Origin of the sequence: Streptomyces sp. NBC_00525, assembly GCF_036346595.1 — a bacterium.
Classification (GTDB): Bacteria; Actinomycetota; Actinomycetes; order Streptomycetales; family Streptomycetaceae; genus Streptomyces.
The window spans coordinates 6558305-6582185 of the sequence record NZ_CP107834.1; the positions used below are offsets into that span (position 1 = coordinate 6558305).

Annotated in this window: 18 protein-coding genes and 1 pseudogene; 13 read left to right on the top strand and 6 right to left on the bottom strand. The window is 73.4% G+C overall.

Annotated elements, in window-relative coordinates; genetic code table 11:
- Positions 1–494 precede the first annotated feature (494 nt).
- Positions 495–1223 (top strand): NADase-type glycan-binding domain-containing protein, encoded by a 729-nt coding sequence (locus OG710_RS28675; protein WP_330241947.1) that lies wholly within the window; start codon positions 495–497, stop codon positions 1221–1223.
- A gap of 63 nt (positions 1224–1286) precedes the next feature.
- Positions 1287–1739, top strand: a complete 453-nt coding sequence (locus OG710_RS28680) for a flavodoxin family protein (RefSeq protein WP_330241948.1) — start codon at positions 1287–1289, stop codon at positions 1737–1739.
- A gap of 14 nt (positions 1740–1753) precedes the next feature.
- On the opposite strand, the gene OG710_RS28685 is transcribed toward OG710_RS28680, so the two are convergent.
- The gene (locus OG710_RS28685; RefSeq protein ID WP_330241949.1) at positions 1754–2335 is read right to left on the bottom strand and encodes a TetR/AcrR family transcriptional regulator; all 582 of its coding nucleotides are present in this window, start codon (positions 2333–2335) and stop codon (positions 1754–1756) included.
- A 233-nt stretch (positions 2336–2568) separates the two neighbouring features.
- On the opposite strand from OG710_RS28685, the gene OG710_RS28690 reads away from it, so the two are divergent.
- From OG710_RS28690 to OG710_RS28705, 4 genes are read left to right on the top strand one after another with little or no spacing between them, the layout of a single operon-like run.
- Positions 2569–3126, top strand: coding sequence for a 2Fe-2S iron-sulfur cluster-binding protein (locus OG710_RS28690; protein ID WP_330241950.1), 558 nt, complete (start codon positions 2569–2571; stop codon positions 3124–3126).
- On the top strand, positions 3123–4115 hold the full coding sequence (locus OG710_RS28695; RefSeq protein ID WP_330241951.1) for an FAD binding domain-containing protein: 993 nt from the start codon (positions 3123–3125) through the stop codon (positions 4113–4115). Before OG710_RS28690 ends, OG710_RS28695 begins: the two co-directional genes overlap by 4 nt.
- Positions 4112–6250: a xanthine dehydrogenase family protein molybdopterin-binding subunit gene (locus OG710_RS28700; RefSeq protein WP_330241952.1), complete on the top strand. Its 2139-nt coding sequence runs from the start codon at positions 4112–4114 to the stop codon at positions 6248–6250. The genes OG710_RS28695 and OG710_RS28700 overlap by 4 nt, the downstream gene beginning before the upstream one ends.
- Positions 6243–7352 (top strand): XdhC/CoxI family protein, encoded by a 1110-nt coding sequence (locus OG710_RS28705; protein ID WP_330241953.1) that lies wholly within the window; start codon positions 6243–6245, stop codon positions 7350–7352. Before OG710_RS28700 ends, OG710_RS28705 begins: the two co-directional genes overlap by 8 nt.
- Positions 7353–7367: 15 nt before the next feature.
- Here OG710_RS28705 and OG710_RS28710 read toward each other — a convergent pair.
- From OG710_RS28710 to OG710_RS28725, 4 genes and pseudogenes are all read right to left on the bottom strand, one after another.
- A pseudogene (locus OG710_RS28710) lies at positions 7368–8131 on the bottom strand (IS5 family transposase).
- A 106-nt stretch (positions 8132–8237) separates the two neighbouring features.
- Entirely contained in the window at positions 8238–9863 is a 1626-nt protein-coding gene (locus tag OG710_RS28715; RefSeq protein WP_330241954.1) for an ABC-F family ATP-binding cassette domain-containing protein, read from the bottom strand.
- Entirely contained in the window at positions 9860–11476 is a 1617-nt protein-coding gene (gene abc-f, locus OG710_RS28720) for a ribosomal protection-like ABC-F family protein (protein WP_330241955.1), read from the bottom strand. Before abc-f ends, OG710_RS28715 begins: the two co-directional genes overlap by 4 nt.
- Positions 11477–11747: 271 nt before the next feature.
- Entirely contained in the window at positions 11748–12689 is a 942-nt protein-coding gene (locus OG710_RS28725) for a TauD/TfdA dioxygenase family protein (protein WP_330241956.1), read from the bottom strand.
- Between the two features lie 702 nt (positions 12690–13391).
- On the opposite strand from OG710_RS28725, the gene OG710_RS31355 reads away from it, so the two are divergent.
- From OG710_RS31355 to OG710_RS28750, 6 genes are all read left to right on the top strand, one after another.
- Complete coding sequence (locus tag OG710_RS31355; RefSeq protein ID WP_443064341.1) at positions 13392–13475, top strand: putative leader peptide; 84 nt, start codon at positions 13392–13394, stop codon at positions 13473–13475.
- Between the two features lie 255 nt (positions 13476–13730).
- Entirely contained in the window at positions 13731–15323 is a 1593-nt protein-coding gene (locus tag OG710_RS28730; RefSeq protein WP_330241957.1) for an ABC transporter substrate-binding protein, read from the top strand.
- Position 15324: 1 nt separating this feature from the next.
- Positions 15325–16269, top strand: a complete 945-nt coding sequence (locus tag OG710_RS28735; protein ID WP_330241958.1) for an ABC transporter permease — start codon at positions 15325–15327, stop codon at positions 16267–16269.
- Complete coding sequence (locus OG710_RS28740) at positions 16266–17180, top strand: ABC transporter permease (RefSeq protein ID WP_330241959.1); 915 nt, start codon at positions 16266–16268, stop codon at positions 17178–17180. The genes OG710_RS28735 and OG710_RS28740 overlap by 4 nt, the downstream gene beginning before the upstream one ends.
- On the top strand, positions 17177–19054 hold the full coding sequence (locus OG710_RS28745) for an ABC transporter ATP-binding protein (RefSeq protein ID WP_330241960.1): 1878 nt from the start codon (positions 17177–17179) through the stop codon (positions 19052–19054). The genes OG710_RS28740 and OG710_RS28745 overlap by 4 nt, the downstream gene beginning before the upstream one ends.
- Before the next feature lie 23 nt (positions 19055–19077).
- Positions 19078–20622: an MFS transporter gene (locus OG710_RS28750; protein ID WP_330241961.1), complete on the top strand. Its 1545-nt coding sequence runs from the start codon at positions 19078–19080 to the stop codon at positions 20620–20622.
- A 27-nt stretch (positions 20623–20649) separates the two neighbouring features.
- Here OG710_RS28750 and OG710_RS28755 read toward each other — a convergent pair whose 3' ends face one another.
- Positions 20650–22941: a glycoside hydrolase family 3 N-terminal domain-containing protein gene (locus OG710_RS28755; RefSeq protein WP_330241962.1), complete on the bottom strand. Its 2292-nt coding sequence runs from the start codon at positions 22939–22941 to the stop codon at positions 20650–20652.
- Between the two features lie 152 nt (positions 22942–23093).
- On the opposite strand from OG710_RS28755, the gene OG710_RS28760 reads away from it, so the two are divergent.
- Positions 23094–23693 (top strand): TetR/AcrR family transcriptional regulator, encoded by a 600-nt coding sequence (locus OG710_RS28760; protein WP_330241963.1) that lies wholly within the window; start codon positions 23094–23096, stop codon positions 23691–23693.
- Positions 23694–23881 lie beyond the last annotated feature (188 nt).

Consider the following 23881-nt stretch of genomic DNA (forward strand, 5'->3'; position numbering starts at 1 on the left):
GCGAGGCGTTTCTGGCCTGGGAGGACGAGGAGGAGACGCCGGAGCCGGGCGCGGCGGGTGCGGGGGGCCGCGGCGCGCCGGGGCAGCGCGGGCCCGGCGCGGGGGTGCCCCAGGTGACCGCGCCGCGCGTGCCCAGTGAGCCCGGTCCACCCGCGCCCGCGCCACCCGCGCCCGCAGCACCTGGGCCGACAGCCGCCCCGGTACCCGGCCCTCCCGCACCCACGCCCGCGCCTGCCCCGCCGCAGCCGCTGCCCGCCGTCCCCCCGCAGCGCGGACCGGGCCCGGAGCACCGCACACAGGGCAACCCGGACCGCACTGCGCCCCGTACCCCCGCACCGCCCGCGACTCCCGCCCCCGTCCAGCCGGCGGGGGCCGCGCCCCGGCGGCCCGGAGACAGGCCGGAGGGGCCGCCGCCCGGCCCCACCGCCTGGACGCCCGGCACCGCGCCGCAGCCACCACCGCCGGACGCGGCCACGGCCTCGGCCACCGCGCCCGTGGTCTGTCCGGGGTGCGGCGCCGAGAACGCACCCGACCGCACCCTGTGCGTGCGGTGCGCCCTGCTCCTGAATCCGGGGCCGCCCCCCGCCGTACGCCCGCCGTGGTGGCGCCGGCTCTTCCGGCGGCGGCCCCGGCAGGGCCACGAGGCCGGAGCGCGCCCCCGCCGGCGCCGGCGCGGCCCGCGCCTCGGGGTGCCGATCGCACTCCTCCTCGTCCTGGCCGGTGTGTGGTTCGCGCTGCCGCATCTGTCGGGGCTGCTCGGCCTGGCCAAGGAGGAGACGGGCGCGCCCGAGTCGATGCCCCCGTCCGCCTGCCACGGCTCCAGCGCGGCGCGGGGGCACGCCGTCGGTGCGGCGTTCGACGGGTTCAACAACCGGTACTGGGCGCCCGAGGAGACCGGCGACGCCGCGGGCGAGTACCTGGAGTGCGAGTTCGACACGCCGGTCCGGATGCTGAAGATGGTGGTGTTTCCGGGGACGTCCGCGCGCACGGACGAGTTCCTGACCCAGGCCCGCCCGGCCCGGCTCGTCGCGGAACTGACCGCGAAGGACGGCACCAAGCGGACGAAGGCGATCCGCCTCAAGGACCAGGCGGGCCAGCAGACATTCGACCTCCGGGGCTCGCAGACCGTACGCGTTCGGCTGACGGTCGAATCCGCGTACGGCACCGGCAAGGGCCGCCGGGTCGCCGTCGCCGAGGTCGAGTTCTTCGGCCACCGCTCCTGACACCGGCACTCCCGCGCCGCCCCCGCTTGCGACGACGGGACGGGCACGGCAGGGTTCGATGCTGTGCCCACTCTCCTGATCGTGCATCACACCCCGTCGCCCAACTGCCAGGCCCTCTTCGAGGCCGTCGTCGCCGGAGCGACGACCGACGAGATCGAAGGCGTACGCGTGGTCCGGCGGGCGGCACTCGCCGCGACGGCGTCCGACGTACTGGCGGCGGACGGCCTCCTGCTCGGCACCCCGGCCAACCTCGGCTACATGTCCGGCGCGCTCAAGCACTTCTTCGACCAGATCTACTACCCGTGCCTGGACACCACCCGAGGCCGCCCCTTCGGCTACTACGTCCACGGCGGCAACGACGTCACCGGCGCGGTGCGCGCCGTCGAAACGATCACGACCGGCCTCGGCTGGCGCCGGGCCGCCGAGGCCGTGAAGGTGACGGGCGAACCCTCCAAGGCCGACACGGAGGCCTGCTGGGAACTGGGCGCCACCCTGGCGGCCGGTCTGACGGACTGACGACCGCCACGCCCTCACCCCCGCTCCGGAGCCCCCGCGCGCAGACCCGCCGTCACCAGGTCGAAGAGGCGGGCAGCGCGGGGCTGCCAGGCGCTGTGCGGGTCCAGCTGCCACAGGCCCGCTATCGCGAGGAGGAAGTCGTCCGGGGTGACGCCGGGGCGGATCGTGCCCGCGGCCTCGTTCGCCGCCAGGAGGAGCGTGATGGCCTCGGTCACCGGGCCGTGGCCGACCTGGGCCAGGCTGCCGTGGCCGCTGGTCGCCGCGCGCAGGGCCGCGCCGAGACCGGCCTTGGCCATCGCGTACCGGGCGAGGCGGTCCATCCACTCGCGCAGGGCGCGGTCGGCCGGGCGGTCCGCGAGGAGCTGGGCGGCCGTGTCCGCGACCTGCTGCATCTCGTACCGGTAGACCTCCAGGACCAGCGCCTCGCGGTTCGGGAAGTTCCGGTAGAACGTGCCCTGGCCGACGCCGGCCTTCCGCGCGATGACGCTCACCGGGGTGTCCGCGGCCCGCGTCAGCTCCACCAGTGCCACGGCCAGGATGCGTTCGCGATTGCGCCGCGCGTCCGGGCGCGTGGGCGTGCTCCGTACCTCCCGCACACCGTCCCCCTCACGCGTCACGGCCGGGAATCGGCCTTGCTTCACCGGACAGCCGTCCGTTAGGTTCGACAATCAAGCGGACAGCTGTCCGCTTCTCTTCACCGTAGCGCCGGATCGGGCCACGTGGCCGATCGGCTTCCGCCGGCCCCTCCCGCCCCCACCCTCCGCATCCGTACCGGCCCGCGAACGACACCTCGTCCGGCGCGCTCATGCCATGCGAAAGAAGGCTGATCATGGCTCCATCGACGTCCAGCGCCCTCACCCTGCGCATCAATGGCGAAAAATACACGCTGCCCGTCGACCACCGCACCACCCTGCTCGACGCCTTACGCGAACGCCTCGACCTGACGGGCACCAAGAAGGGCTGCGACCACGGCCAGTGCGGTGCATGCACGGTACTGCTCGACGGCCGCCGCACCCTGGCCTGCCTCCAACTCGCCGTGGCGGCCGAGGGGCGCGAGATCACCACCATCGAGGGCGTGGCGGACGGCGACCGGCTGCACCCCGTCCAGGAAGCGTTCCTGGACCTCGACGGCTTCCAGTGCGGCTACTGCACTCCGGGGCAGATCTGCTCCGCCATCGCCGTCATCGAGGAACACGCCGCGGGCTGGCCCAGCGCCGCCACCGAGGACGTACGGCCCGACGCGGCCCCGGCCGCACTCACCGACGACGAGATCCGCGAGCGGATGAGCGGCAACCTGTGTCGCTGCGGCGCCTACACCCAGATCGTCCGGGCCGTCGCACGGGCCGCCGGAGCCGCCGCCGACCAGAACAAGGAGCCCGCCGCATGAAGGAGTTCGGATACGAACGGGCCCACGACGTCGCCGGAGCCATCGCCCTCCTCGGCACCGCCCCCGACGCCCGGCTGCTCGGCGGCGGCACCAACCTCGTCGACCTCATGAAGGCCGGCGTGGAACGCCCCAGCCTCCTCGTCGACGTCCAGGAACTCCCGCTCGACACCATCGAGTACACCCCCGGCGCCGGACTGCGCGTCGGAGCCACCGTCAGCAACAGCGACCTGGCCGCCCACCCCGGCGTACGCCGCCACTACCCGGCCCTCGCACAGGCCCTGCTCGCCGGCGCGTCCGGGCAGCTGCGCAACATGGCCACCGTCGGCGGCAACCTCCTCCAGCGCACCCGCTGCGGATACTTCGCCGACCCCGCGAAGCCGTGCAACAAGCGCGTCCCCGGCAGCGGCTGCCCCGCCATCGCGGGCGAGCACCGCAACCACGCCGTCCTCGGCGCCTCCGAACACTGCGTCGCCACACACCCCTCCGACATGGCGGTCGCGCTCGCGGCGTTCGACGCGGTCGTCGGCTACGAAACGGCGGACGGGCCCGGCGAGTTGCCGCTCGACGCCTTCTACCGGCCCGTGGGCGACACCCCACACGTGGAGACCGCGCTCCCCGCCGGCGCGCTGGTCACCGGAATCACCCTGCCGCCCGCCCCGGTCGCCGCACACTCCCGCTACCGCAAGGTACGCGAACGCGCCTCGTACGCCTTCGCCATCGGCTCGGTCGCCGCCGCGCTCGACGTACGGGACGGCACCGTGCGCGAGGCACGCCTGGCGTTCGGGGCCGTCGCCTCCCGCCCGTGGCGCGCCCGCACCGCCGAACGGGCGCTGACCGGCGGACCGGCCGACCCGGCCGCCTTCGCCGCCGCGGCCGACGCCGAACTGGCCGCCGCACGACCGCTCCCCGCCAACCGCTACAAGGTGACGCTGCTGCGCAACCTCGTGGTGTCCGTGCTCACCCGGCTCACCGAGGAGGCCGCCCGATGACCACGACGACCGGCACACCCGCCGCCACCGGGGCCGTCGGCACGGGCCGCACCCGCGTCGAGGGCCGCGACAAGGTCACCGGCGCCGCCCGTTACGCGGGCGACATCCCCTTCACCCGGCTCGCCCACGGCTGGCTGGTCCTCTCCACGATCGCCCGGGGCCGGATCACCGCCGTCGCGGACGAACCCGTCCTCGCCATGCCGGGCGTCCTCGCCGTACTGCACCACGGCAACGCCCCGCGCGTGGACCCCGACTACGTGGGCATGCTGGGCCGGCCCAACCCCGTCGTCGGCCTCTTCCAGCACGACCGGGTGCCGTTCTCCGGCTGGCCGGTGGCCCTCGTCCTGGCCGAGACGCCCGAGCAGGCCAGGGAGGCCGCCGAAGCGCTCGCCGTCAGCTACCAGGAGGAACCCCACGACGTGGAGTTCCGCACCGGACACGACGGCGCCTACCGGCCCGAGGACAGCCCGATGGTCCGGGTCGACGCCGACAAGGGCGACATCGGCGCCTCGCTCGACGGCGCCGCCCACGTCGTGGACGAGGAGTACACCACCCCGGAGGAACACCACTGCACGATGGAGCCGCACGCCGCGACCGCCCACTGGGACGACGGCCGGCTCCACGTCACCGACTCCGACCAGGGCAGCTCCTGGGTCGCCGGGGAACTCGCCAGACTCTTCTCGCTCGACCCGGCCTCGGTGCGGGTGCGCTCCGAGCACATCGGCGGCGCCTTCGGCAGCAAGGGCGTCAACGCCCACCAAGTGGCCGCCGTCATGGCGACCACCACCCTGCACCGCCCCGTACGCGTCGTCATGACCCGGCGCCAGATGTTCTCGCTCGTCGGCTACCGCAGTCCCACCGCCCAGCGGGTCAGGCTCGCGGCCGACCCGGACGGCCGGCTGCGCCTCTTCGAGCACGAGGCGCTCAACCTCACCTCCACCGTCCACGAGTTCGTCGAGACGAGCGCCGTTCTCGGCCGGGTCCTGTACGACGCCGACGCGCACAGCACCCGCCACCGGGTCGTACGGCTCGACGTGCCGACACCCACCTGGATGCGCGCCCCCGGCGAGGCGCCCGGCTCCTTCGCCGTCGAATCGGCGATCGACGAACTTGCCGCGAAGTGCGGCCTGGACCCGATCGCGCTGCGCGCCCGCAACGAACCCGCCACCGGGCCGATCTCCGGCCTGCCCTTCAGCAGCCGCAACATGCTCGCCTGCTTCGAGGAGGGCGCCCGCCGCTTCGGCTGGGCGGACCGCGACCCGCGCCCCGGACTGCGCCGCGAGGGCCGCCTGCTCATCGGCACCGGAACGGCCGCCGCCTCCTACCACTCCGGCGTCGGCCGCTCCACGGCCGCGGTCACCGCCGAGGCCGACGGCACCTTCACCGTACGGGTCAACGCCTCCGATATCGGGACCGGAGCCCGCACCGCCCTGACGCTCGTCGCCGCCGACGCGCTCGGGGTGCCCCCGGAGGACATCCGCATCCGCATCGGCGACAGCGACCTGGGCCACGCGATGATCGCCGGCGGCTCCACCGGCACCCGCTCCTGGTCCTGGGCGGTGCGGCTCGCGGCGGGCGACGTGCGCGAGAGGCTGGCGCTGGGCGGCGCGATCCCGCCCGAGGGCATCACCGCCCGCTCCGACACCGCCGACGCCATCGCCGCCCTGCCGCCCCAGGAACGGCACTCCTTCGGCGCGCAGTTCGCCGAGGTCGCCGTGGACACCGACACCGGAGAGGTACGCGTACGCCGCCTCCTCGGCATCTTCGCCGCCGGCACCATCGTCAACCCGCTCACCGCGCGCAGCCAGCTCACCGGCGGCATGACCTGGGGCCTCTCCATGGCGCTCCACGAGGAAGCGGTCCGCGACACGGCGAGCGGCGCCCACGTCAACGCCGACCTCGCCGGATACCACGTCGCCGCCCACGCCGACGTGCCGCACGTCGAGGCGGACTGGGTGGACGACCAGGTGCCCGGCGACCCCGTCGGCATCAAGGGCGTCGGCGAGATCGGCATCGTGGGCGTCGCCGCCGCCATCACCAACGCCGTGTGGCACGCGACGGGCGTCCGCCACCGGAACCTGCCCCTCACCCCGGACCGGGTCCTGCGAGCGGCGGAGGAATCCACGGGTGCTTGATATCGCGGACCGGCTCCACGCGTGGTTCGAGGACGGCCGGGACTTCGCCGTCGCCACGGTCGTGGCCGTGGACGGCAGCGCGCCCCGCGGCCCCGGCGCCGCCCTGGCCGTCGACCGGGACGGGACCGTCACCGGCTCCGTCTCCGGCGGCTGCGTGGAGGCGGAGGTGTACGAACTGTGCGCCCGGGCCCTGAGCGACGGCCGCAGCGTGTACCGGCGCTTCGGGTACAGCGACGAGGACGCCTTCGCCGCCGGACTCACCTGCGGCGGCGTCATCGACATCCTGGTCACGCCGGTACGGCCCGCCGACCGGGCGCTGCGCACGGCGGTCGCGGCCGCCGCCGGACGGGAGGCCGTCGCGCTGGCCCGCGTGGTGCGCGGGCCCGGCGACCTGCTGGGCGGGGCGCTCGCGGTCCGCGCCGACGGCACGTACGAGGGAAGCCTCGGCGGCCGCCCGGACCTGGACCGTACGGCGGCGGCCGAGGCCCGCGCCCTGCTGGACGCCGGCCGCACCGGGAGCGTCGAGATCGCCGAGGACGGCTCGCACTGCCCCGGCGGCCTCACCCTCTTCGTCGAGGCCGGCGCGGCCCCGCCCCGCATGATCGTCTTCGGCGCCGTGGACTTCGCCGTCGCGCTCGTCCGGGCGGGCGCCTTCCTCGGCTACCACGTCACCGTGTGCGACGCCCGGCCCGTCTTCACCACCCGGGACCGCTTCCCGGACGCCGACGACGTGGTCGTGGACTGGCCGCACCGCTATCTGCGGCGCACCCCGACCGACGACCGGACCGTGCTGTGCGTGCTCACCCACGACCCCAAGTTCGACGTCCCCCTCCTGGAGGCCGCCCTGCGCCTGCCGGCCGCGTACATCGGCGCCATGGGCTCCCGCCGCACCCACGAGGACCGCGACCGGCGGCTGCGCGAGGCGGGGATCACGGACGCCGAACTGGCCCGGCTGCACTCCCCGATCGGCCTCGACCTCGGCGCCCGCACCCCGGAGGAGACCGCCCTGTCCATCGCGGCGGAGATCGTCGCCGTACGCCGCGGCGGCACGGGCGCCCCGCTCACCGGAGCGGGCACGCCCATCCACCACGACACCCCCTAGGGGGTGTCCGGAAAGTCATGGGAGCCAGAGTTGGAGGCAGGCGAGGGTGACCATTGCTTGGTAGTGGGCGGCTCGTTTGTCGTAGCGAGTGGCCAGGGCCCGGTTCTGCTTGAGCCGGCTGAAGCAGCGCTCGACGACGTTGCGCCGCCGGTAGGCGGTCCGATCGAGCCGGCAGAGACTCTCGCCGCGGCGCAGGCGCCCGTTGATCTGGTCGATCCGCTCGGGAATCGTCGCGGCGATCCCGCGCCGACGCAGGTAGGCACGGATCCTGCGGGCCGAGTAGCCCTTGTCCGCCACCACCCGCTCGGGCCGGGTCCGGGGCCTGCCCGGCCCCGGCCGGGCGATCCGGATGCGTTCCATGACCGGCTCGAACTGGGTGCAGTCGTTCACGTTCCCGCCGGTCAGGGTGAAGGCCAGGGGGCGTCCCCGACCGTCGCAGGCCAGGTGGATCTTGCTGGTCAGCCCGCCGCGCGACCGGCCGAGCGCCTCGCCCTCCCAGGGCCCCCTTTTCGGGCCCCGGCCGCGTGCTGGTGGGCCCGCACCGTGGTGGAGTCGACACACACGATCGTCCAGTCGACCTGTCCGACGGCGTCACAGTGCTGCTGGACGTGAGCCAGGAGGCGGTCCCAGGTGCCGTCGGCGGACCAGCGGCGGAAGCGTTCGTAGACCGTCTTCCACGGGCCGTAGCGTTCGGGCAGGTCACGCCAGGCGGCCCCGGTGGACAGCTTCCACAGGATCCCGTTCACCACCTGGCGCCGGTCCCGCACCGGCCGGCCCATCCGCCCCGGCGCCAGCAACGGAGCGATCAACGCCCACGACTCATCGGTCAGTTCATGTCGACGCACCACGAACGGAGTAACGAGCGATCGACTTTACGGACACGGCCTAGGCACCCAGGCGCAGTTCCCGGCCCCGCCACCGGCGCCGCAGCCAGCGGTCGTGGCTCGCCACCACGACCGCTCCGGGCCCCGGACCGAGCGCCTCCTCCAGCTCGTCGCAGAGCGTGGGGGAGAGGTGGTTGGTGGGCTCGTCGAGCAGCAGCAGCTCCGGCGGGCGGGCCATCAGCAGGGCGAGCGCCAGCCGGCGCCGCTGCCCCGCCGACAACTGCCCCACCGGCTTGTCCAGGTCCGCCTCGCGCAGCAGCCCCAGCGAGACCAGCGGCACCCGCGCGGCCCGCTCCCCGCCCAGCACCCCTTCGTAGGTGTCGGCGGCGCGGCGCTCCGGCCGGGCGAACACCGTGTCCTGCGCCAGCATCCCGACGCTCAGACCGGGCCGGCGCGCCACCTCGCCCGCCGCAGCCGGGCGCCCGGCGAGCACCGCCAGCAGCGTCGACTTGCCGGCCCCGTTGCCGCCCGTCACCAACAGCCGGTCGCACGCCTCGACATCGAGCCGGTCCACGGACAGCCGGCCCGGCACCCGCACCCCGCGCAACGACACCAGCGTGCCCGGAGCGGCCGGCGCGGGGCGCTCCGGATACCGGAACCGCAGCGGCCGGGGCGGCTCCGCGACCTGGCGCCGCTCCAGCTCGTCGAGCCGGCGCGTGGCGTTGCGGACCCGGCGCGCGATCTGGCTCTGCACCCGGCCGGCCCGCAGCCCGTACCCCATCTTCTCGCTGTCGCGCGGCCCCCGGTCCGGCGCGACATTGCGCGCGGTGACCGCCGCCGCGCGCCGCCGGGCCTCGATCTCCTCCTGCTCCTCCGCGTAACGCCGCTCCCACCGGGCGCGTTCCGCACGCTTCTCGGCCAGGTAAGCGCTGTACCCGCCGCCGTACCGCACGGGCCCGTCTACCGCCGGATCGAGGTCGATCAGATCGGTGCAGACGGCGTCGAGGAACGCCCGGTCGTGACTGGCGAGCACCACCGGACCGGGCATGGTCCGCAACTGCTCCTCGACGAAGGCGGCGGCCTCGTCGTCCAGATGGTTGGTCGGCTCGTCCAGCAGCAGCGCGGACGGCCGCCGTACGAGCAGCGCGGCGAGCGCGAGCCGGCCGCGCTGGCCGCCCGACAGGGAACCCAGCGTCCGCCCGTGCGGGACGGCGCCGAGTCCGAGCCCGCCGAGCAGGACGGCGGCGCGCCGGTCGGCGTCCCAGGTCTCCCGTTCCTCGGCCCGTTCGAGCCGCTGACCGTACGCCTCCAGGAGGCCCGCGTACTCCGGGGAGCCCTCCGGCGTCCCGGACAGCAGCCCGGAGAGCCGGTCCAGCTCCGCGAGCTCGGCCCTGGCCTCGCGCAGCGCGTCGTCCAGGACACCGGCGACGGTGGATTCCGCGTCGAACGGCATCTCCTGGTGCAGGAATCCCACATCGGCGGGCCGCACGACCCGGCCGGCGTCGGGTTCGTCCACCCCGGCGAGCAGCCGCAGCAGTGTGGACTTCCCGACCCCGTTCTCGCCGATCAGGCCGATGCGATGGCCAGGCGGGGCGGTGAGCGAGACCCCGTCGAGGACACGCTTCGCGCCCAGGGTGCGGACGAGGTCGTGGGCGAGCAGAGCGGGCGGCGGCGTGACGACGCTCATCGGCGCAGCTCCCCGTTCACCAGCCGCAGCCACCGTTCCACGCCGATCCGCTCCAGGAACCGTTCGTCGTGGCTGACCACCACGAACGCCCCCCGGTACGAGGCGAGCGCGCTCTCCAACTGCCCCGCGCTGACCAGGTCCAGGTTGTTCGTCGGCTCGTCCAGGAGCAGCAGCTGCGGGGCCGGTTCGGCGCACAGCACGCACGCCAGCGTGGCCCGCAGCCGCTCGCCGCCCGACAGCACCCGGACGGGCAGATGGGCGCGGTCGCCCCGGAAGAGGAACCGGGCGAGCAGGTTCATCCGCTCGGCCTCCTCGCGGTGCGGGGCGAACACGGCGAAGTTCTCGGCCACCGTGCGGTCCGGGTCCAGCAGGTCGAGCCGCTGCGAGAGGTACGCGATCCGCCCGTCGGTGCGCCGGATCGTCCCGCCGTCCGGTTCCAGGTCGCCGTTGACCAGCCGCAGCAGGGTGCTCTTGCCCGCGCCGTTGGGCCCGGTCAGCGCGATGCGCTCGGGGCCCCGCACCGTCAGGTCGAGACCGGCGCCGGTGAACTGCTCCCGGCCGCCGAGGCGCACCCGCACCTGCTCGCACTGGAGCACGGTGCGGCCGGCGGGGACCTTGGTGTCGGGCAGGTCGAGCGTGATGCGCTGCTCGTCGCGTACCGCGCGTCCCGCCTCGTCGAGCCGGGCCTGTGCCTCGCCGACCCGCGCGGCGTGCGTCTGCCCGGAGCGTCCGGCGGCCTCCTGGGCGCCGCGCTTCATGTTCCCGGCGAAGATGCGGGGGAGTCCGGCGTTCTTGAGGTTGCGGGCCGCGTTACTGGCGCGCCGCTCGGCCCGCTCGCGGGCCTGCTGCATCTCGCGCTTCTCCCGCTTCAGCTCCTGCTCGGCATTGCGGACGTTCTTCTCGGCGACCTCCTGCTCGGCGCGCACGGCCTCCTCGTACGCGGTGAAGTTGCCCCCGTACAGGCGCAGTTCCTCCGGCCCGAGTTCGGCGATGCGCTCCATGCGGTCCAGTAGCGCCCGGTCGTGGCTGACGAGGAGCAGGGTGCCGTTCCACGCCTCCAGGGTGTCGTAGAGGCGGTGGCGTGCGTCCAGGTCGAGGTTGTTGGTCGGTTCGTCGAGCAGCAGGACGTCCGGCCGCTTCAGCAGCTGGGCGGCAAGGCCGAGCGAGACGACCTGGCCGCCGCTGAGCGTGCCGGTACGCCGGTCCAGGGCGAGGCCGTCGAGGCCGAGCCGGTCGAGCTGGGCGCGGGTGCGCTCCTCGATGTCCCAGTCGTCGCCGATGACGGCGAAGTGCCTCTCGTCCACATCGCCCGACTCCACGGCGTCCAGCGCGCGGATCACCGCGTCCACGCCCAGGACCTCGGCGACCGTCAGGTCCGCGGTCAGGGGGAGGCTCTGCGGGAGATAGGCCAGGGTGCCGTCGACGGTGATCGAGCCCGCGCGGGGCCGCAGCTCGCCGGCGATCAGTTTGAGCAGGGTGCTCTTCCCGGAGCCGTTGGGGGCGACCAGCCCGGTACGGCCGCTGCCCACGGTGAACGACAGGCCGGAGAAGACCGGGGTGTCGTCCGGCCAGGAGAAGGAGAGATTCGAACAGATGAGGGATGCGTCGGACATGCGGAGACCTCGCGTGTGAAACCGGGGGCGGCGGAAACCGCACTCCCGGAGGAATGGCCGAAGGGAACAACGACATGGCCACCGCGGCGGCGCCCTGGGCGCCCGCTGTGGCTACGGGTTCCGGGTCTCACCCGGAGATGTCGTCGTCGCCTGCCATGTCTGGTCTCCTCGGTACACGCTGAACAGCGTGACGATCTTAGCAGGCGGGGCAGGGGTCTGCCGGGCGGCGCCACCCGGCAGACCCCTGCCCCGCCCCGCCGCTACGGGGTACTCAGGCGGCGGCGGAGGCTCCGGACGCGATTCCGAACGACGGGTCCGGCACCTCCCCGGGGGTGAGGAGCGTGGAGGAGCGGCCGTCCACACCGACCGGGACGTCGCCGTCGATGGTGACGCGGCGCAGCTTGCGCTCATGGGTGTCGGAGTCGTCCACGCCGTAGTGCTGGGTGGCGCGGTTGTCCCAGATGGCCACATCGCCCACCTGCCAGTCCCAGCGCACGGTGTTCTCCGGGCGCTCGACATGGGACTGGAACAGATCGACCAGGGCCCGCGAGTCACGGCCCGTCAGCCCGCTGATGCGCTGGACGAAGTTGCCCAGCAGCAGGGCGCGTTCACCGGTCTCGGGGTGGACGCGGACCACCGGGTGCTCGGTGAGGAACTTGGTGGACGTGAAGACCTCCCGGTACTGCTGGAGCGCCTCCGGCAGGGCCTGGGGGCGCGCGGCGGCGTAGTCGTAGTCATTGGAGTGGACGGCCCGCAGCCCGTCCGCCAGAGTGCGCAGGCTCTCCGGCAGCTCCGCGTACGCGGCGGCCGTGTTCGACCACAGCGTGTTGCCGCCGTACGGCGGGATCACGACGGCCCGCAGGATGGAGAAGGCCGGGTAGGCGGGCACGAACGTCACATCGGTGTGCCACTGGTTGGCGCGGCCGCCGTGGTCGGAGTCGATGCCCAGCGAGTAGCGCCCGTCGGCCGAGGGCACGGTCGGGTGGGCCACGGGCGTGCCGAGCAGCCGCCCGAACGCCTCGTGGCTCTCCTCGTCGAGGTGGTCCTGTCCCCGGAAGAAGACGACCTTGTGCGTGAGGAGCGCCTCGCGGACGGCGGTGACCGTCTCCGGGGCGAGGTCGCCACCGAGACGCACCCTGGAGATGACCGCGCCGATACGGCCGCCGAGCTGCTGGACGGTGATGGCGGGGGAGGCGGTGACGGTGGAGGACATGGGGAATTCCCTTCGAAGACGCCCGGCGACAGACCGGGCAGGGTGAAATGGAAGGCAGTCGGGGCGGGAAGAACGCCCAGGTGCCGAAGGCACACAACGCCCGCAGAGATGTGGGGCGTTGCGAGGAATACGCCGACGCGTCCGGGTCCTGACGGATGGCCGGGAGCGGGGAGCGCGTCAGGCGTGGGTGCGGCGGCCGGGACAACCGGGCCGGAAGATCGGGCGGCCGGCGCGAACGGGCCGCGCCTCGGGAAGTGCCGTCGCGAACATGTCCCGGAGACTCGCAGCGCCCCGTCACGTACGTCAAGCGCTCCACCGGCCCCGGAGGGCGCCTGGACGGGTCGCTCGACCGCTGCGGGAACGGGGCGTTGAACCACCTGACGAAACACCGCTGACCTGCGGTTTCAGCCTCTCGGCGGGGTGAGGCTCGGGTATCGGGCCGGGGCCGGGTCACCGGCGCCGATCGAATTCATGCCGCCGTAACGTAGCGGGTGCCGCACGCGCCTCGAACGAACGGGTGTCCGCATGCCGAGACAGCTGCTTCTCTCGTTGCTTTGGGGGGCGGCACAGCAAAACACCAGCTCAATAGCGGCTTGAGATCATCGGCGCGGCGGCCTGCCGGCCTGCTCCGGCCGGTGTTTCGTATCAGCATGCGGACAAAGCGGGTTGACCGTCCGGCGAGGCCGCTGCCATATTGCTCCCGTGAATCCGGACCAGCGCCTCGTCTCCCGCAGGCATGTCGACCTCTGTCGGCAGGCCAGCGCGGTGTGTGCCGCCCACCGCTGATCCGCTCTCAGGTGCTCACGGGCCCTCGCCCGTCCCTTCCCTGACTCCCTCCCCGGCAGGACCCCGCTCGTCGGACGCTGCCCGGAGCCCGTATCCCCGCACTCTCCCTTCCGGCCGTACGCGCTGATTTTCGTACGCGTCCCTTCCCGTACGCGCTGATCCCCGTACGCGCTGATCCCCTACCGACAGGCGGCGTTCGGGCAGTCGGCGTACCCCCTTTTTTCGCTCGTTCCTCACCGTCACAGGCAGGCATCGATGACCGCGTTCCACCCCTTCACGCCCTCCGGACCCTCCCGGCGCTCCACCCTGCGCGCCGCGGGCGGCGGCGCCCTGCTCCTCGGACTCGGTGCCGCGGGCTGCCGCTCAGCGGTGTCGGAAGCCGCGTCCGCCCCGCAGGGCGCGAGCGCCGCACCCCGGCGCGGGGGCGTGCTGAACGTCGCCGTGGACAGCGACTTCACCCCCGCCCTGCTGTTCGCCCAGAGCGGCCAGTCACTCCAACAGCGGCTGATCTACAACACCCTCACCCGCTACGACGACCGCCTTCGCCCCCAACCCGAACTGGCCGCCTCCTGGACGTACGCGGACGACGGACGCGCCATCACGCTCCGGCTGCGCGACGACGTCACCTTCCACAACGGCCGCCCGTTCACCGCGGACGATGTCGTCTTCGCCGTGAAGAACCTCCAGGACCCGTTGCGCGCCGCCCAGTTGCGCAGCACTGCGGCCGCGATCACCGGCTTCGAGAAGCGCGGCGACCACGAACTGGTGCTCAAGCTGGCGCACCCGGTGAACAACCTCTTCGACCTGTTCGAGTTCATGGTCATCGCGGACCCGGAGAGCGTCGAGGACGCCGTCACCGGCCGGAAACTCATCGGGACCGGCCCGTTCCGGCTGCGGAAGTGGAGCCCCGGCAGCGGGCTCAGCCTGACCCGCAACGACACCTACTGGCAGCCCGGCCGGCCCTACCTCGACGGCGTCGAACTGCGTGTCGTCACCCAGGCCGACGCGCTGATCTCGTCCCTGCGCTCCGGTCAGTCCCAGCTCTCCTTTGATGTGCCCGGCCGAAGCCTCGGCGCCGTCAGGAGCGATCCGGGGCTGGTCGTCAGCGACTACGACACCGGCGCCGGAGCCGTCTACCTCGGAGTCGACACCACCGTCGCCCCGCTGGACAACCGCACCGTCCGCCAGGCGCTCGCCTGGGCCGTGGACCGGGACCGGCTGGTCGCCCAGGCCCTCGGCGGATACGGCCTCGCCTCCGCCGCCCCCTGGCCCAGATCCTCACCCGCCTTCACTGAGGCCGGCCGCACCCACTACACCCACGACCCGGCCAGAGCCCGGCAGTTGCTCAAATCGGCCGGGCACAGCCGGCTCGCCTTCCCGATGCTGCACATCGCACTACCCGGCGAGACCGCCATAGCCGAGTCCATCCAGTACGACCTCGAACAGGTCGGCGTCCACGTCACCCTCCGGCCCACCGACGGGGCGACCGCGCAGAAGAAACTCATCTCGCAGGACATGCCGGCCCTCTGGTCGCTCGGCCACGGCTTCGCACAGGTGCAGCCCTCCACGCTCGCCGTCAGCGCGTACCCCTTCAACGAGGCCAAGAACACCTCCAAGTACCGCTCGGCCGCCTACACCAAGGTCGTACGGGAAGCCTGGACCGCGCCCGCGACCGATACGGCCGCCGCCAACGCCGCACACCGCAGGATCTCCGCCCTCCTGCTCGACGAGGCGTTCCTCATCGACCTCGCCGTACGCGGACAGGTCCAGGTCTCCAGCCGCCGGCTGCACGGAGCGACGCTCAACAAGTTCTCCTACCTGAACCTCGACCACGCCTACCTGGTATGACATGCGCCGCTACCTGATCCGGCGGCTGCCGTCCGCCCTCCTCGTCCTGCTCGCCGCCTCCTTCCTCATCTTCACCATCCTCCGGCTCGTCCCCGGCGACCCCGCCACCGCGCTCGCCGGACCCGACGCGGACGCGGCGACCGTCGCCGCCATCCGCGACCGGCTCGGCCTCGACGCACCCCTGCTCACCCAGTACGCCCAGTGGATCGGCTCCCTGCTCACCGGGGACCTCGGACCGTCGTACGCGATCGGCGGGCAGACCGCCGACCTCATCGGCGCCGGACTCTGCGCGACCGCCGAACTCACCCTCGGCGCCCTGCTGTTCATGATCGTGCTCGGTACGGCCTTCGGTGTCCTCGGCGCCACCTCGCGCAACCGGTGGCTCACCGCCGCCGTCCGCGTCGTCACCACCGCCGCCCTGGCCGTGCCGCCGTTCGTCAGCGGGGTCCTGCTCGTCCTGGTCCTCGCCGTGGCCCTGCCGGTGCTGCCGCCCGGCGGCCGGGTCGCCTTCCTGAGCGCACCCGACCTCGCCGTCCAGTACCTGGCGCTGCCGGCGCTCTGCCTGGCCCTGCCCGGCGCAGCCGTACTCGGCCGCTACCTCCGGGACGGCATCGAACGCGGGCTCGCCGAGGACCACATCCGCACCGCCACCGCCGCCGGAATCGCCCCGCGCCGGCTGCTGTGGCGCCACACCCTGCCCAACGCCCTGCCGCCCGTCGTCACCCTGCTCGGCATGCAGATCGGCAACCTCCTCGGCGGCGCCGTGCTCGTCGAGGCCATCTTCGCCTGGCCGGGCCTCGGACAACTCGCCGAACAGGGCCTCCAGCGCCGCGACTACCCCGTCGTCCAGGACCTGCTGCTGCTCCTGGTCGCCGTCTTCGTCCTCGTCCAACTGCTCACCGACCTCGTCTACGCCTGGCTCGACCCCCGCATCAGGTGGGAGTGACCCCGACGAACCCGACCCCCGGCCCCCGCGCCACCGCCCCCTCCCCGGCAGCCGCGCCGCCCCCGGCCGCCCGCACCCCGCGCTCCACCGCCCGCAGCCGCCACCCCTACCGCACCGCGCTGGCCACCGCCCGCGCCCGCACCGGCCTCGCCCTCGTCGGCGCGGTCGTCCTCGCCGGGCTCCTCGCCCCGCTGCTCGCCGGACACGGGCCCACCGACCAGAGCGGGCAGAGCCTCGCCGGACCCGGCACCGCCGGACACCTCCTGGGCACCGACGACCTCGGCCGCGACCTGCTCAGCCGGGTGCTGTACGGCATCCGCACCGATCTCGGCATCATCTCCGTAGCCGTGCCCGCCGGGGCCGCGCTCGGCTGCCTGCTCGCCCTGGCCGCAGCCGCCCACCCTCTGGCCGACACGGTCGTCCAACGCGTCTTCGACCTGCTCCTCGCCTTCCCCGGCCTCATCCTCGCGCTCGCCGTCACCGCGATCCTCGGCCCCGGCCGCATCCCCGTCGTCCTCGTCATCGCCCTCGCCGAGGTCCCGGTGTTCGGCCGGCTGCTGCGCGGCGGCATCCTCGTCGAGCGGGAGCGCGAATACGTCACCGCCGCCCGCGTCGGCGGCACACCGGGCCACCGGCTCCTGGCCCGGCACATCCTGCCCAACGCGGCCGATCCGCTCGTCGTGCAACTCGCCGTCTCGCTGACCGTCGCCGTCTTCATCGAGGGCGCCATGAGCTTCCTCGGCGTCGGCGTCCGGCCGCCGCAGCCCACCCTCGGCGCCGTCCTCAGCCAGGCCATGCCCTACCTCGCCAGGGCCCCGCACTTCGCCGCCGGACCCCTGATCACCGTGACCGCACTCGTCCTCGGCCTCTCACTCGTCGCCGAGGCGCTCAACCGGGAGATACGCCGATGACCGCACCACCCGCACTGCTGGAGGTCCACGGCCTCGGCGTCGACTTCACCGCCCCCGACGGAACACCCCTGCACGCCGTACGCGACGTCTCCTTCATCCTGCGCCGGGGCGAGACCCTGGCCCTCGTCGGCGAGTCCGGGTCCGGCAAATCCACCACCGCACTCGCCCTGAACCGCATGCTGCCCGGCACCGGCCGCATCACCACGGGCACCGTCCGCCTGGACGGCCGCGACCTGACCACGGCAACCGAAGCGGAACTGCGGACCGTGCGCGGCGCCCGCATCGGCATGGTTTTCCAGGACCCCATGACCGCCCTCAACCCCGTCCTCACCGCCGGCCGCCACATCGACGAGGTCCTGCGCGCCCACGGCCACCGCGACAAGGCCGCCCGCCGCGCCCGCACCCTCGAACTCCTGGACCGCGTCGGCATCCGGGACCCGCACCGCCGCGCCGACGACCACCCGCACCGGTTCTCCGGGGGCCAGCGCCAGCGCATCCTCATCGCCGCGGCCCTCGCCGCCGAACCCGACATCCTCCTCGCCGACGAACCGACCACCGCACTCGACGCCACCGTCCAGGACCAGATCCTCACCCTGCTCGGCGACCTCAACCGCGAGACCGGCACCGCCCTCGTCCTCATCACCCACAACATGGGCGTCGTCGCCCGCTCCTGCGAACGCGTCCTCGTCATGTACGCCGGCACCGTCGTCGAGGACGGGCCCACCGCCGACGTCCTCACCCGCCCCCGCCACCCCTACACCGCCGGACTCCTGGCCGCCGTACCGCGCCTCGCCTCCCCGTCCGGCACTCGCCTCACCGGCATCCCCGGCAGCCCGCCCGACCTCGCCCTGCTCGGGAACGGCTGCGCCTTCGCCGAACGCTGCACCCTCGCCGAGGACCGCTGCCGCACCGCGGCCCCGCCGCTCGCGCGGGTGGCCGCAGGAGTGCGCGTCGCCTGCCTCCCCGCCGTCGGACGCGCCGAACCGCTGCCCGCCCCGGCCGCCCCCGCCCGTGTCCGGCGCCCCGCGCCCGGCGCGGTCGTCCTGGAGGCGGACGGGCTGACCAAGACGTACGGGGGACGCGGCGCCCGACGACGCGGAACGCCCGCGCTCGACGGGGTGTCGCTCAGCCTCGCGGAGGGCGAGACGCTGGGCATCGTCGGCGAGTCCGGCTCCGGCAAGTCCACCCTGGCCCGCGTCCTCGCCCACGCCCACACCGCGGACGCCGGCACGCTGCGGCTGCGCGGCCAGGACATCACCCGGCCCTCACGGCGCGCCCTGCACACGGTGCGCCGGCAGATCCAGATGGTGTTCCAGGACCCCTACGCCTCCCTCAACCCGCGCCTGACGGTCGGCGAGATCATCGCCGAACCGCTCGTCGCGTTCGGGCTCGGTGACCGCGCCGCCCGCCGGGAACGCGTCGCGGAACTCCTGGAACTCGCCGGCCTGGACCCCGCCGTCGCCGGACGCCATCCGCGCGCCTTCTCCGGCGGCCAGCGCCAGCGCATCGGCATCGCCCGCGCACTCGCCCCCCAACCCTCCGTCCTCATCTGCGACGAACCCGTCTCCGCACTCGACGTGTCCGTCCAGGCCCAGATCACCGGACTGCTCACCGACCTCCAGCGCGACCTCGGGCTCGCCCTCGTCTTCATCGCCCACGACCTCGCCGTCGTCCGGCAGGTCAGCCACCGCATCGCCGTCATGCACGGGGGCCGCGTCGTGGAGACCGGCAGCGCCGACCAGGTCTGCGAACACCCCCGCGACCCGTACACCCGCGCACTGCTCGCCGCCGTCCCCGAACCCGTACCGGAGATCGATTGGCGACGGCTCCCGCGCGGGTCTAACGTCGGGGGAGTGAACGACCTCGTTCACTGACGGCACGAGCGGCCGGCGAACCGATGACGGATTCCCACGCGAGCACCGCACAGGCCACCGCGACCCCGCGGAAGGGGCGGGGTGGCGGGATCGCCCTGCTGGTCATCTGCTCCTGCCAGCTGATGGTGGTCCTGGACATCACCATAGTCAACATCGCCCTCCCGCACATCCAGACCGCGCTGGGCTTCTCCACCGAGAACCTGTCCTGGGTGATCAACGCCTACACCCTGACCTTCGGCGGCCTGCTGCTGCTCGGCGGGCGGCTCGGAGACATCCTCGGGCGGCGCCGGGTCTTCATGACCGGCGTCGCCCTCTTCGTCTTCGCCTCCCTGCTCGGAGGCATCGCCCAGGAATCCTGGCAACTGCTCGCCGCCCGCGCCCTGCAGGGCGTCGGCGGAGCCATCGCCTCGCCGACCGCGCTCGCCCTCATCACGACCACCTTCCGCGAAGGCCCCGCGCGCAACAGGGCCTTCGGCGTGTTCGCCGCCGTCTCGGCGGGCGGCAGCGCCATCGGGCTCCTCGCCGGCGGCGTGCTGGTCGAATGGCTGGACTGGCGGTGGATCTTCTTCGTCAACGTGCCCATCGGCATCCTGATCGTGCTGGCCACCCGGCGCTACATCCAGGAGTCCGAACGCCACCCGGGCCACTTCGACCTCGTCGGCGCCCTCACCGCGACCCTGGGCATGGTGTGCCTCGTCTACGGCTTCATCCGGGCCTCCGAGGAGGGCTGGAGCGACCCGCTGACGCTGGGTGCGTTCGCCGCGGCCGTCGTGCTGCTCGGCCTGTTCATCGGCATAGAGAACCGCTCCCGGCAGCCCATCACACCGCTGTGGATGTTCCGCGACCGCAACCGTGCCGGCACCTACGGCATCATGCTGAGCCTTGCCGCGGCCATGTTCGGAATGTTCTTCTTCCTGACCCTGTTCGTGCAGAACATCCTCGGCTTCAGCCCGCTGCGCACCGGGCTCGCCTTCCTGCCGGTCAGCGTCATCATCGCCGTCGGGGCCGGATTCACCTCCCGGCTGCTGCCGCGCTGGGGCCCCAAACCGTTCATGGTGACCGGCGCCGTGCTCGCGGCGGTCGGACTCGGCTGGCTCACCCGGACCGACGTCCACAGCACCTACGCGGGCAGCCTGCTGGGCCCGGTACTGGTCTTCGGCCTCGGCATGGGCCTGCAGTTCGTGTCACTGACCCTGATGGCGCTCTCCGGCGTCGAACCCCGCGAGTCGGGCGCGGCCTCCGGCATCCTCAACACCACCCAGCAGGTGGGCGGATCGCTGGGTCTGTCCATCCTCGTCACCGTCTTCGGCACCGCCAGCCGCAACGAGGCGACCGACCAGGTACCCGGGTTCATGGCCGAGGCCACCCCGGCCCAGCTCGCGCAGTTCCGGCGGACCGGACAGCTGCCGGGGCCCTGGGGCGAACAGGTCCTGGCCTCGGGCGTCTCCACCGCGTTCCTCGCCGCGGCGGCCTTCGCCGTCGCCGCGGCCCTGATCGCGCTGTTCGTCATCCAGGTCCGCCCCTCCGACCTGGAACGGCTGCGCGGCAGCGGACGGCCGGGCCCCTGAACCCCGCCCGCCCGCGCCGCGCCCGGTTCAGCCCTTGACGGTGAAGCCCGCCCTCAACAGATCCTCGTCCCGCGACGACGGACCGACCAGCAGCTCGAACGCGCCCGGCTCGACCACCCGCCGGCCCCCGGCGTCCACCAGGCTGCACGCGGCCACCGGCAGTTCGACGAGCACCTCGCGCGACTCGCCCGGCTCGAGCCGCACCTGCCGGTACGCCTTCAACTCCTTCTCCGCCCACGTCACGGACGTCACCGAGTCGCTCACGTACGCCTGTACGGTCTCCAGCGCCGGACGCCGGCCCGTGTTGGAGACGACGACGCGCGCCCGCAGCGTGTCGCCCGCGCCCAGGACGTCGCTCAGCACCTCCAGGCCCGCGTACTCCACGGTCGTGTAGCTCAGGCCCTCGCCGAACGCGAACGCGGGCCGCTGCGTCAGATCCGCGTACCGGGTGCCGTGCTGGCCGCGCAACTGGTTGTAGTACGTCGGCTGCTGCCCGGCATGCCGGGCGAACGACACCGGCAGCCGGCCGGACGGCTCCACGAGCCCGAGGACCAGCTCCGCCACCGCACGGCCGCCCAGCATGCCCGGATTGAAGGCGTACACCACGGCCGACGCACGGTACGCGGACGGCGGCAGCACCAGCGGCTTGGAGGCGACGACCACCACGGTGAACGGCCTGCCCGTCGCCGCGAGCGCGTCCAGCAGCGCGATCTGCCCGCCGATCAGCTCCAGCGTCGCGGTCGAACGCCCCTCACCGATCAGCTCGATGCGGTCGCCCACCACGGCCACGACATGGTCGGCGGCCTCCGCCGCCGCGACCGCCTCCGCGATCAGGGCCTCGGACGGCTCCGCCGGGACCACGATCTCCGGGCGCGGCTGCCCGTCCGGGAAGAAGGCCCCCTCCGGGTCCGGGCCCACCGTCAGGATGTCCGCGCCGCGTGCGTGCGTGACGGTCCACCCGGCCGGCACATGCTCCCGGAAGCCGTCGAGCACGGTACGGATCATGGCGCGCGGCTGCCCGTCCGGCAGCCAGTCCGCCTGGCCCGACGAGCCCGCCCAGTCCCCGAGCTGCGTCTGCGCGTCGTCCGCGTTGGGCCCGATCACGGCCACCGTACGCGGCGCGCTCTCCTCCCGCGCCACCGCACGCCCGTCCGCGCCGGCCGCGTACCCGCCGTCCAGCGGCAGGGTGCCGTCGTTGGCCAGCAGCACCAGCGAGCGGCGGGCCGCCTCCAGGTTCAGCTCGGTGTGCCCGGCGCTCGCGATGACGGCGCGCTGGCGGGCCCGGTCGGGATGGCGCGGGTTCTCGAACAGCCCCAGCTCGAACTTGAGCGTGAGGATGCGCGCCACCGCCGCGTCGATCTCCGCCTCGTCCAGCCGCCCGGCCGCCACGGCCCGCTGGGCGCCCTCGAAGAAGTCCGGCGTCGTCATCACCACGTCGTTGCCGGCCCGGACCGCCGCCGCGGCCGCCTGCGCGTGGTCCGCGTACACCTTCTGCTCCCACACCATGCGCCCGACGTTGTCCCAGTCGGTCACCAGCGTGCCCGTGTACCCCCACTCGCCGCGCAGCACCTCGTTCAGCAGCCAGTCGTTGACAGTGATGGGGACGCCGTCCATCGACTGGTAGCCCAGCATGAACGTACGGCACCCCTCCCTCGCGACCCGCTCGAACGGCGGCAGGAACCACGAACGCAGCTTGCGCCGCGAGATGTCGGCCTCGCTGGCGTCCCGGCCGCCCTGGGTCTCGGAGTAGCCCGCGAAGTGCTTGGCGCAGGCCAGGATCGCCGTCGGATCGTCAAGACCCTCGCCCTGGTAGCCGCGCACCATCGCCGAGGCCAGCTCGCCGATCAGGAACGGGTCCTCGCCGAACGTCTCGCTCACCCGGCCCCAGCGCAGATCCCGCGTGACGCACAGCACCGGCGAGAACGTCCAGTGGACCCCGGTCGCCGCCACCTCCACGGCCGTCGCCCGCGCCACCCGCTCCAGCAGCCGCGCGTCCCAGCTCGCGGCCATGCCCAGCTGGGTGGGGAAGATCGTCGCGCCCTCCCAGAACGAGTGTCCGTGGATGCAGTCCTCGGCGACCAGCAGCGGGATGCCCAGCCGGGTACGCCGGGTCAGCTCCGCCGCCTCCAGGACCCGTTCGGGCGAGGCGTGCAGGATCGAGCCCACGTGCAGGTCCTCGATGTGCTCCCGCACCCCGTCCTTGGCGTTCAGCTGGAGCATCTGCCCGACCTTCTCGGGCAGCGTCATCCGGCCGACCAGGTCCGCGACGCGCTCCGGAACGGGCAGGCGGGGGTCGAGATAGGGCAGGGAGGAGCCCACGGGAGTTCCTTTCACGACGTCGACGACGTTCTCGGGGTACGCGGAGGCCGCGCTCCGGGACCACCGTACGCCGAATACCGACCTAGTGGTAAGTAAGTGAGTATGGGAACGTACGCGGGACAGCCTGCCGAGACGACCGGGGAGCGAGCCGAGTGACCGGCGAGGAACGGCGTGGATACGCCAAGGGACGGGCCAGGCGCGAGGAGATCCTCGACCAGGCCATGGCGATGTTCGGCGAGGCCGGCTACCGGGGCGCCTCGCTGCGCGTGATCGCCACCCGCTGCGGCATCTCGCACCCCGGACTGCTCCACCACTTCCCGGCCAAGGAGGCTCTGCTGCTCGCCGTCCTGGAGCACCGCGACGCGCTGGACGGGCAGTGGCTGGAGGAGGGGCGGCCGACCGGCGTGGACCGGCTGCGCCGCCTGGTCGGCCTCGCGGAGCTGAACGCGGGGCGGCGGGGGATCGTGGAGCTGTTCTGCGTGCTGTCGGCCGAGGCCACCGCCGCCGACCACCCGGCCCACGGCTACTTCGTCGAGCGGTACCGGGACTCGGTGCGTACGACGGAGGTCTCCTACGCGGAGGCCCGCGCGAAGGGGATGCTGCGGGACGACATCGATCCGGACGCGGCGGCCCGGCAGTTGATCGCGCTGATGGACGGGCTCCAGATCCAGTGGCTGCTGAGCGACGGTGCGACGGACATGGCCGGGGTGCTGCGGGCGCACATCCGGGCGCAGTTGACCGTGCCGTTCTGAACCCGCCCGGGGACCGGGAGAGGTGAGGGCTCCCAGCCTCTTTACGGCATTGTCATGTGCCGGTAGCTTCCTTTCTGCAAAAGATTTCAGCAACATTCCGGCTGTCGTTTCAGCCGGATGCTTTCCCGTTCGCTCGGACCTTGAGGCGCGTCAGGGTCTCCCGCGGTACGGCACGGACCCCAACTCCC

Coding starts and splice junctions, on each gene's coding strand:
- OG710_RS28695 (WP_330241951.1), top strand. CDS start 3,123: ATGAAGGAGTTCGGATACGAACGGGCCCACGACGTCGCCGGAGCCATC.
- OG710_RS28690 (WP_330241950.1), top strand. CDS start 2,569: ATGGCTCCATCGACGTCCAGCGCCCTCACCCTGCGCATCAATGGCGAA.
- OG710_RS28725 (WP_330241956.1), bottom strand. CDS start 12,689: ATGTCCTCCACCGTCACCGCCTCCCCCGCCATCACCGTCCAGCAGCTC.
- OG710_RS28745 (WP_330241960.1), top strand. CDS start 17,177: ATGACCGCACCACCCGCACTGCTGGAGGTCCACGGCCTCGGCGTCGAC.
- OG710_RS28730 (WP_330241957.1), top strand. CDS start 13,731: ATGACCGCGTTCCACCCCTTCACGCCCTCCGGACCCTCCCGGCGCTCC.
- OG710_RS28700 (WP_330241952.1), top strand. CDS start 4,112: ATGACCACGACGACCGGCACACCCGCCGCCACCGGGGCCGTCGGCACG.
- OG710_RS28715 (WP_330241954.1), bottom strand. CDS start 9,863: ATGAGCGTCGTCACGCCGCCGCCCGCTCTGCTCGCCCACGACCTCGTC.
- OG710_RS28750 (WP_330241961.1), top strand. CDS start 19,078: ATGACGGATTCCCACGCGAGCACCGCACAGGCCACCGCGACCCCGCGG.
- OG710_RS28735 (WP_330241958.1), top strand. CDS start 15,325: ATGCGCCGCTACCTGATCCGGCGGCTGCCGTCCGCCCTCCTCGTCCTG.
- abc-f (WP_330241955.1), bottom strand. CDS start 11,476: ATGTCCGACGCATCCCTCATCTGTTCGAATCTCTCCTTCTCCTGGCCG.